The following is an 8281-nucleotide window of genomic DNA, read 5'->3' as shown; positions in this document are numbered from 1 at the left end:
GAGAATAAATAAGCGGTTGCCTTAACTGAAAGCATATTATCCAAATAAAGGGCTAAAATCAAATTACAAAATAAATAGGAGCTAAGATATTCATAAATATAAAGTTCTTTGACAACTTTCAAATTCGTATCAGAGTAATTACTTTAAGCAGAACGATGCGCAGATAATGAATTTGATGAATAAAATTTGTTTTTTCACGACAACTGAGTACTTATCAACCACACAGGGATCAAACTCCATCTTGAAGAAAATAAGGGACAAAAATAGCTTTTCGAAGAAGTGTGACAGATTATTTGTATCTCGATATCAAAGACACCTTGGTAAATGATGGATCATCGGATTAACTTCTCAATCCTACAAGAAGTTTGACAGACTATAAACAGACTTATCCACAGAAATTGTGAATAACTTAAATGAGGTGTTGGGGATTTAAAAATGATATAAATTAGATAGTGCAAGAAGTCTTCTAGGTTGCTAACTGGTAATTGATTATTTGGTAAAAATAGATATCCACAGAAAAAGGATATTAGATTGAATTTAGACCTAGCTATCTTATACAAATAAAAAATAAAAAAATAGTCTTGACCCGAACTATTTTACTTTTTATTTTGCCTCGATGATTTCAGGGTGATTTTATTATAAATGGCACAAATAAACGAGACTCTGCCAAACAAGCACTTAGACAATGGCGATTCAGATGCCCCAAGCGAGCACCAATGTTGATGATTTGTTACAATCGACAGGCCAAGAGATTAACGCCATGATTTATCGCTTGCCATAGCATAATGGTTTGAAGTCGAGCCATATATTCTTTTATTATGAGCAATTCAAATAAGGATATGCTGCTAAAAATTCACAGTAGGATTTATTACCCTCAAGCAAAAGGGTTATTCGCAATGACTTGGGGTTGTACTGTCATCGAAACAACATATTCTGCTTCTAATTGGATATGATATTCTAACCCAGCATGCAATAAGACCAGATTATTTTGGGCATCTTCACACATTAAGTCTCTTAGTTCTTGATTATGGACTATGGCGACAGCTCTCTCTCGGGCAAAATCTAATGGTGATTTGATAAAAAAAACATGTGCATCTATTCCGATGCCGTCACCATATTCTTGATTAAACACTTCTTCTCTAGCCATAAAGAAATTTAATGGAATAAAAATTGGTTTACCCTTAAAGTCATAAAGGTGCCGATCATCCGCTCGCATACAATAATAAGGAATTGAAGCAGATGCCGCTTCTTTTAATATCTCTTGGTCATGATTATTCTCGTCAGAATAAATAACAGCCTTAGGTAAAGGCATTACTGGCAAATATCTTGATATCTTATCATCACATTTTTCTTCCTTATCCCCTTTATCTTCTTTTTGAGATTGAATCTTATCATACTGACTTAAATCATCTTGATATGTCTGCAAACCTTCCTTTAACTTCTTGTCAGCATATTCTTTAAATAAGTCATAAGAAAAATTTTGGCTGCAATATTGAATATTTTGTCGTCCAAAATCTTGGGTGGCAAAAGGAAGCATACGAATACACATTTCCCTTACTTTTTCTTGATCAAACCATTTTAAAAAATCTTTATCTTCAGTAATAACATTTAAACCGTGACGATAACCAGCCATAAAAGACTCTTGATCAACGACATAGGAAGTTAATTGTTGTGTATTGCATATTCCACTCCATCCCGATCACAGATTCCAGTGATGCCGATCACGAATTCCATTTGATGCCGATCAAAGATTCCATTCTAAGCCGATCAAGAATGAGCAATACGTAAGCATATTGAGCGACGCACGATAACCGTTTTATCCTTTTGTTTGGTCAAACAGAAGGAAAGTAGAAATGCCAACGGAGAAGCTATCGATGCGTAAAATAAGAGAAGTTTTAAAGCTGCGATATGAAGGTGGCTTGAACAATAGAGAAATTGCAGCAAGTGTTGATATTAGTGCTAGCACAGTGAGTAGCTATTTATCACGTGCCAAAATGTTTGACGTGTCGTGGCCATTGCCTGTGTCGATGAGTGACGCTGAACTTTATGCTCGCTTATTTCCCCAAGAGTCTAATCCCAAAAAACTTAATAGACCTACCCCTGATTTATCATGGGTTCATCGAGAGCTAAAACGCAAGGGCGTGACCTTATTATTGCTATGGTATGAGTATCGCAGCCAATATCCTGATGGATACGGATACAGTCGTTTTTGTGAGATGTATCGAGATTTCTCGTGTAAACTGAATCCAAGCATGCGTATTACCCATCATGCCGGTGAAAAGTTATTCGTAGATTATTCTGGACTCACTGTTCCATGGGTTGATAAAGACACAGGCGCACTACACAAAGCAGAAATCTTTGTAGCAGTGCTTGGTGCTTCGAACTATACGTTTATTGAAGCAGCAGAAAGCCAGAGCTTACGTCATTGGATAGCTGCGCATATTCGGGCATTCGAATTTTTTGGTGGCGTTACCACCAGCATCGTTCCTGACAATCTCAAGTCAGGAGTTACACAACCCCATCTCTACGACCCCGATACCAACATGACTTATCAAGAAATGGCCAACTATTATAATGTCGCTGTTATTCCTGCTCGAGTACGATCCCCGAAAGATAAAGCCAAAGTTGAAGTGGGTGTACAGGGTATTCAACGATGGATTTTAGCTCGATTGCGAGATTGTACTTTCTTTAATATTTCTGAGATTAATTCAGCAATAGCCCCCTTATTGCAAGCTTATAATGAGCGTCCATTTCAACAGTTATCTGGCTCTCGTTATTCCCAGTTTTTAGAAATTGATAGGCCTGCATTAAAATCATTACCCATTCATCGTTATCAATTTGCTTATTGGAAACGTGCTAAAGCTGGAATTGATTATCATGTGACCATTGAGAAACATCATTACAGTATTCCATGGCGTTATCTTGGGGAATTCATTGATGTTCGAATTGGAGACCGAACGATTGAATGTTTTTTAAATAATAAACGTATCGCGCTGCATCAACGTTCATTTAAGCCAGGTCATACCACACAGAATGAACATATGCCAAAAGCCCATCAGGATTATGTTTCATGGACACCTGAACGATTACATCGATGGGCACAAAGTATTGGGCCACATACAGCTCAATTAATTGATGAAGTCATTAGTTTGCACAAAATACCACAGCAAGGTTATCGCGCATGTCTTGGTATTCTTCGCATGAGTAAAAAATATGGAAAAGAGCGTTTAGAAAATGCAGCGATTAGAGGGCTTCATATTGGTGCAGTTCGATATAAAAATATTGAGTCCATTTTAAAGAATGGGTTGGATAAGCAGCCGCTATCAAAGCCTGCCAGCACGAGTGCGGCTGCTGATATAACTAATCACCATGAGAATGTTCGTGGTGCAAATTACTATCATTAACAGACTCAGGGAGATATTGTTATGTTAACACAGCCATTGTTCGAACAGTTAAGAGAATTACGCTGCCACGGCATGATTGAGGCATTACAAGAGCAGATGCAGCAATCTGATATTCATCAATTATCTTTTGATGAACGATTTAGTTTACTAGTAGAGCGAGAGTGTATTGTACGTGGAAATCGCAAGTTAAGCACTCGATTGCGGCAAGCCAGACTCAAAGCCAATGCGTGTTTAGAGGATATTGATTACTCGGTTTCAAGGGGAATCTCAAGGGCGGTAATAAAGCAACTTGCTGATTGTTATTGGGTTGGGCGAAAACAAAATCTACTGATCACCGGTCCCACGGGTACCGGTAAAACGTGGCTTGCATGTGCTTTAGCTAATCAAGCGTGTCGTAATAATTTTACGGCACGTTATTTACGTTTACCAAGACTATTTCAGGCACTTGAATTAGCCCGAGGTGATGGGAGTTTCCCTAAATTACTTGCTTCATTAGAAAAAATCCAACTCCTTATATTGGATGATTGGGGTTTGGCTCCGATGAATGATGAGCAACGCCGTGATTTACTTGAAATTATGGATGACAGGCACAATCAGTCCTCAACCATTGTGACTAGCCAACTACCTGTTAAGCTCTGGCATGAGGTTATTGGTGATTTGACATTGGGGGATGCTATCTTGGATAGACTTGTTCATAACTCTCATCGAATTGATATGAAAGGTGAGTCAATGCGAAAAAAAATAACTACAAAATTAGATAATCTGGAGGATAAGTCATAAACTTTAAAAAAGCGTCGCTTTGCTCCGGTTTGATCGCCATCGAATGGAATCAGTGATCGGTATCAAATGGAATCTATGATCGCGATGGAATGGAATCTTTGATCGGCATCAGTGGAATCTGCATGTATCGGCATCATAATAATATGCACGATTTTTTGCCGTAAACTCTCGTGCTCCTTCAATTTTATTATTGATATCACTATGATAATAATAGGTCTCACAATTCATTGAAAATGGTGAGATTGCTCCTGTTAATGGTCCTTGTAGTGGCTGAAAAAGAAAAGAACATCCCGAAAATGTTGGCGTTATAAGTGGATTGAAAATACATTCTGCATCAATAATGGTCGGTTTTTTTCGAGAAATAATCAAATTTTCATGATGAAAATCAGAACCAGAAACTGATTGAATTAATAGAGTAGTCATTCCCATGATGTATGAAAATTGTTGTGCCTCTTTTTCTGTTCTCAAAATACAAGAAGAACTCTCATCCAGAGCAGCTAAAGATAATGCCTCGCTAAACTTACTCCGCCCTACTTTTGTGGCCATATCATAGTCCAGGTGCGATTGTGAAGGTAAAAATTCAATGTAACCATAGTGCTGTGTAACAGATTCAGAGGCTGGATCGTCAATTTTTGGCAGTATTAAATAAGTTGGAATAGGCTCCAGGGCTCGCCTGTTAAATATTTCGGCCAAACTCTCATGTCCTTCATAGCTTGCATCTAAGGCTTTCAACTTGTTTAGATTACCGACCAGCATTGCATCTGCTTGGACAGAAGTTGGTTTATAAACAATTTTAATTTCTTTTTCGTCCTTATCTCTAAACGTCAAAAAATAAACTTGTTGGCCTTGCTTATGCATATCGCTACCGCTTGGCGTAATACCAACTAGTTTTGGCTCGTTCATATGACTTAAAAATCCTTTTTCCAGCACTGGGAAATCATGTTCAATCCGTTGAAGCATTTTCTCGATATTTCGTATTGCATCTTGTTGAATTTGACGAAGTGATTGTTCCATTTGAGGATACTGAGTAAAGTATTCAGCAAAATCATGGCGCTGAGCATAATATTTTTTAAGTTCTTCTTTTAAAAAAGAATCAAAATATACATCTTCCTCGCGTTCAGTCATTGGCTTTTTTTCCGTCCGACGATTTAATGCGATTTCTCTCATTCGTTTGTTTATAGTTCTATAATCAGCATCTACAGGGATTCCGTATTCCTGTTCACGATATTGTTTTAAGTCATATTCAATAAACGATACTATTTGTTGATCCATCACTCCCGCCAGATGTTCAAGGATGAGACTTAACGACTTTTTATCAATATTAAATATTTTTGACTGAGGCTCAAAAAATTGCAGGGTATAGGTCTTTAAAGTTTTTTCATCTTTAACAAAATAGTTTTCGAGTTGTTGAACTAAATCTCTTAACAAAACAGCATATGCACTAACGTGCCTCGCATCCGGTGAAAAAGCCTCTATTTCATCTAGTTTTTTCGATTCAAATAGAATTCTGGCCCTCATAACAACCTCAATTTGAACATTCTTATTATATTATAGACATACAACTCATAAGATTGAGCCCTTCTAAGCCCTTATTGAACCCTGATTTACCCTGAGAATATTTTTTTAACCAAGTCATTTAGATCTCTGGTTGTTGTAGCCATGGATTAAGAGGGTCAGGCCTTTGGATTAAGAGGGTCAGGCCTTGAATTGTGCATTATCAATTAAAAGTTGCTAAATCTATTGACCATCAGGATAAATCAACTACAACATGGCAAGGGAAAATAATCAAAACTCAAGGCCTGACCCTCTAGGTTTTAGCCACTTTGGTGAAGAGGCGGGAGCGGGGTTAGTGGATTTAATTAGTGACTCTGAACGACATAGCGAAAGCATAGCTCAATCCGGAATGCGCGTTGCCAAAACAGGATTAAAAATCGCCTCCAAAGGACGCATTATGACGTTTTTAAAACACTTCCTTGCGTTCAAATACTTCATTGAACTCACTCATACTAATCAAACCGGCCTCATATTTTTCCCGAGCTTCATGAATACTCATAGAGCGATCATTAGGTTTATCTTCCGTAACACCAACAATAGCATCAAGAAATTCAACTACCCATTGAAATATTTTTCTCATTTGAAGCCTTCCCTGTGATAAAAAATTACTTAGTCCGTTCAGCCATTATAGGCATATTTCAAATTCTATTGCCAATAATAGTAGGGCGTGTTGACAATTTATCCCCACCGGCTACGTGCCGCGACTTGTTCGCGGCATCCAGGAAAGAAGCATAAAAGGGGGTCAGGCCTTGAATTGTGCATTATCAATTAAAAGTCGCTGAATCTATTCGACTATCAGGATAAATCAACGAAAACATTGCAAGGAAAAATAATCAAAACTCAAGGCCTGACCCTTTATGTTACAGCTTATTACTGATTATGTTTTGAAGTGTATGGGAGTGATTAATTCTACTGGGGTAATTGCGATACAAACTATAAATCAAGAACAAATATAATTTTTACAATGTCTGGCAAATTATAAGCTTCAGTAAGTTCCATTTTGCCACTCCCTGCGAGGCACTTAGATTGGGCACTCACTGCGTACCCAATTCAACAAACTCCATTTAAGCCTTATCGAGATTTAAAAAATAACGAGTCGCTTTGAGTTCGCCGGTTCGTTTGAGAATATTTTTTTTAACCAAGTCATTCAAATCTCTGGTTGTTGTAGCAATTGTTGCACCAGTAATACTCATATAATTTTTAGCACTTAAACCACCTACAAATCCATCTGGCCCAGCATGAAATAATCTTAATAAAACCTTTTCTTGCCTTGGATTAATTTTCCCTTCAGCTTCCCTTAAAATAACAGATTTCTTAATAATAAAATCAATATACAAATAAGTGCTTTGTTGCGCTTCTAAAGCGATATTAGCAAACCACATCAACCAAGATGTTAGGTCTAAGGTTTTACTTGCTAAACCTAATTGTTGATAATATTCCTTCCTCTTTTTTAATAATATTTTTGCCAATACCGTCATTACTGGTTTTGAAAATCCTTGAGATAAAGCTTTTTCTGCTATAGCCCGCCCTATCCGTCCATTTCCATCTTCAAAAGGATGGATACTTTCAAACCATAAATGGGCTATTCCTGCTCGGGTTAATGTAGGTAAAGGGGCTGGACCAGTGAGAGAACTCCGTTCAAACCAATCAATAAATTGCTCCATTTCAGCCGGAACAGATGATGAGGGAGGCGCTTCAAAATGGATTGTTCGATCATAATCAGGTCCAGAAACAATTTGCATTGCTTCTTCATGCTTACGATATTGACCAATATGTTCCAAATGATGGCTATTACCCATTAAAAATTGATGCCATTCAAATAAAACTTGATGTGTTAGCGGACTAGAAATCGTTTGGTATAAATCAACCATCATTTTAGCGATCCCACGTTCTGCCATGCTGGCTCTATGTGGTTCAGTAAATAAGCCCAACTCTTTTTTTATAGAAGATTGAACACTATCTCTGTTTAAATACTCTCCCTCTATTTCTGAGCTATCCAAAGCATCTGTACACATTAAGTCGATAAATAAATTTTGCTTACCTTCGTGAGAAATGTGTTGCGAAGAACCAATAATAATACCTGCGCCCTCAGTAAAAGACTGTTCATACGCAACTAATTTATCGGAGTCCCAAGTAAAATTAGGCCAATTCTCGAGCTGCCAATTCCATTTCATGATTAATAACCTCACGTTTTATTAATCAAAATATAGCACAATAGTGATTAATAAAGTATGGATTTATTAATCAACCTTTGCTTCTTAGAATTTAATAAAATTAAATAATTAGATTCTTTAGCGTCAGGGAAATTGCCATTTTACGCAATAAATTTTGTTTCAAATTTTCACATTGCGAAGCAATGTATATTGCGCCCTTAGAAAATTCTTTTCTTCGGGATAATCACTTCTTTGCTTAATTTAATCGAAAACTACGGAAAAACTCCGTGTGCTATAATTTTATTTAATCAAGGAAGATAAATCATGAATAGCATCAACTGGCATACATTTAGGTTTGAACTGGAAACAGAAAAAAACTTAGATCACAGA

The 8281-nt window shown here is 37.1% G+C and carries 6 protein-coding genes; 2 read left to right on the top strand and 4 right to left on the bottom strand.

Annotated features, from left to right (window positions below; translation table 11 throughout):
- Positions 1–874: 874 nt before the first annotated feature.
- Complete coding sequence (locus tag OQJ26_RS18420) at positions 875–1633, bottom strand: hypothetical protein (RefSeq protein ID WP_265705155.1); 759 nt, start codon at positions 1631–1633, stop codon at positions 875–877.
- A gap of 220 nt (positions 1634–1853) precedes the next feature.
- On the opposite strand from OQJ26_RS18420, the gene istA reads away from it, so the two are divergent.
- Together istA and istB are read left to right on the top strand one after the other, a co-directional pair.
- A complete protein-coding gene (gene istA / locus OQJ26_RS18415) occupies positions 1854–3404 on the top strand; it encodes an IS21 family transposase (protein ID WP_265703157.1) in 1551 nt (516 codons plus the stop codon).
- A gap of 21 nt (positions 3405–3425) precedes the next feature.
- Positions 3426–4184, top strand: coding sequence for an IS21-like element helper ATPase IstB (gene istB, locus OQJ26_RS18410; protein ID WP_265703158.1), 759 nt, complete (start codon positions 3426–3428; stop codon positions 4182–4184).
- A gap of 108 nt (positions 4185–4292) precedes the next feature.
- On the opposite strand, the gene OQJ26_RS18405 is transcribed toward istB, so the two are convergent.
- The 3 genes from OQJ26_RS18405 to OQJ26_RS18395 form a co-directional block, all read right to left on the bottom strand.
- The gene (locus tag OQJ26_RS18405) at positions 4293–5612 is read right to left on the bottom strand and encodes a DUF4135 domain-containing protein (protein ID WP_265705154.1); all 1320 of its coding nucleotides are present in this window, start codon (positions 5610–5612) and stop codon (positions 4293–4295) included.
- Between the two features lie 532 nt (positions 5613–6144).
- On the bottom strand, positions 6145–6318 hold the full coding sequence (locus OQJ26_RS18400; protein ID WP_265705153.1) for a hypothetical protein: 174 nt from the start codon (positions 6316–6318) through the stop codon (positions 6145–6147).
- A 484-nt stretch (positions 6319–6802) separates the two neighbouring features.
- The gene (locus OQJ26_RS18395; protein WP_265705152.1) at positions 6803–7912 is read right to left on the bottom strand and encodes a Fic family protein; all 1110 of its coding nucleotides are present in this window, start codon (positions 7910–7912) and stop codon (positions 6803–6805) included.
- Between the last annotated feature and the right edge of the window lie 369 nt (positions 7913–8281).

The organism is Legionella sheltonii (assembly GCF_026191355.1).
In the GTDB taxonomy this organism is placed as follows: domain Bacteria; phylum Pseudomonadota; class Gammaproteobacteria; order Legionellales; family Legionellaceae; genus Legionella; species Legionella sheltonii.
Note: the sequence above shows the minus strand (reverse complement) of the source record. Positions and strands in the feature narration are given on the sequence as shown.

What these genes read in the sequence shown, in the direction of transcription:
- istA (WP_265703157.1), top strand. Translation starts at nt 1,854, where the DNA reads ATGCCAACGGAGAAGCTATCGATGCGTAAAATAAGAGAAGTTTTAAAG.
- OQJ26_RS18420 (WP_265705155.1), bottom strand. Translation starts at nt 1,633, where the DNA reads ATGGCTGGTTATCGTCACGGTTTAAATGTTATTACTGAAGATAAAGAT.
- OQJ26_RS18400 (WP_265705153.1), bottom strand. Translation starts at nt 6,318, where the DNA reads ATGAGAAAAATATTTCAATGGGTAGTTGAATTTCTTGATGCTATTGTT.
- istB (WP_265703158.1), top strand. Translation starts at nt 3,426, where the DNA reads ATGTTAACACAGCCATTGTTCGAACAGTTAAGAGAATTACGCTGCCAC.
- OQJ26_RS18395 (WP_265705152.1), bottom strand. Translation starts at nt 7,912, where the DNA reads ATGAAATGGAATTGGCAGCTCGAGAATTGGCCTAATTTTACTTGGGAC.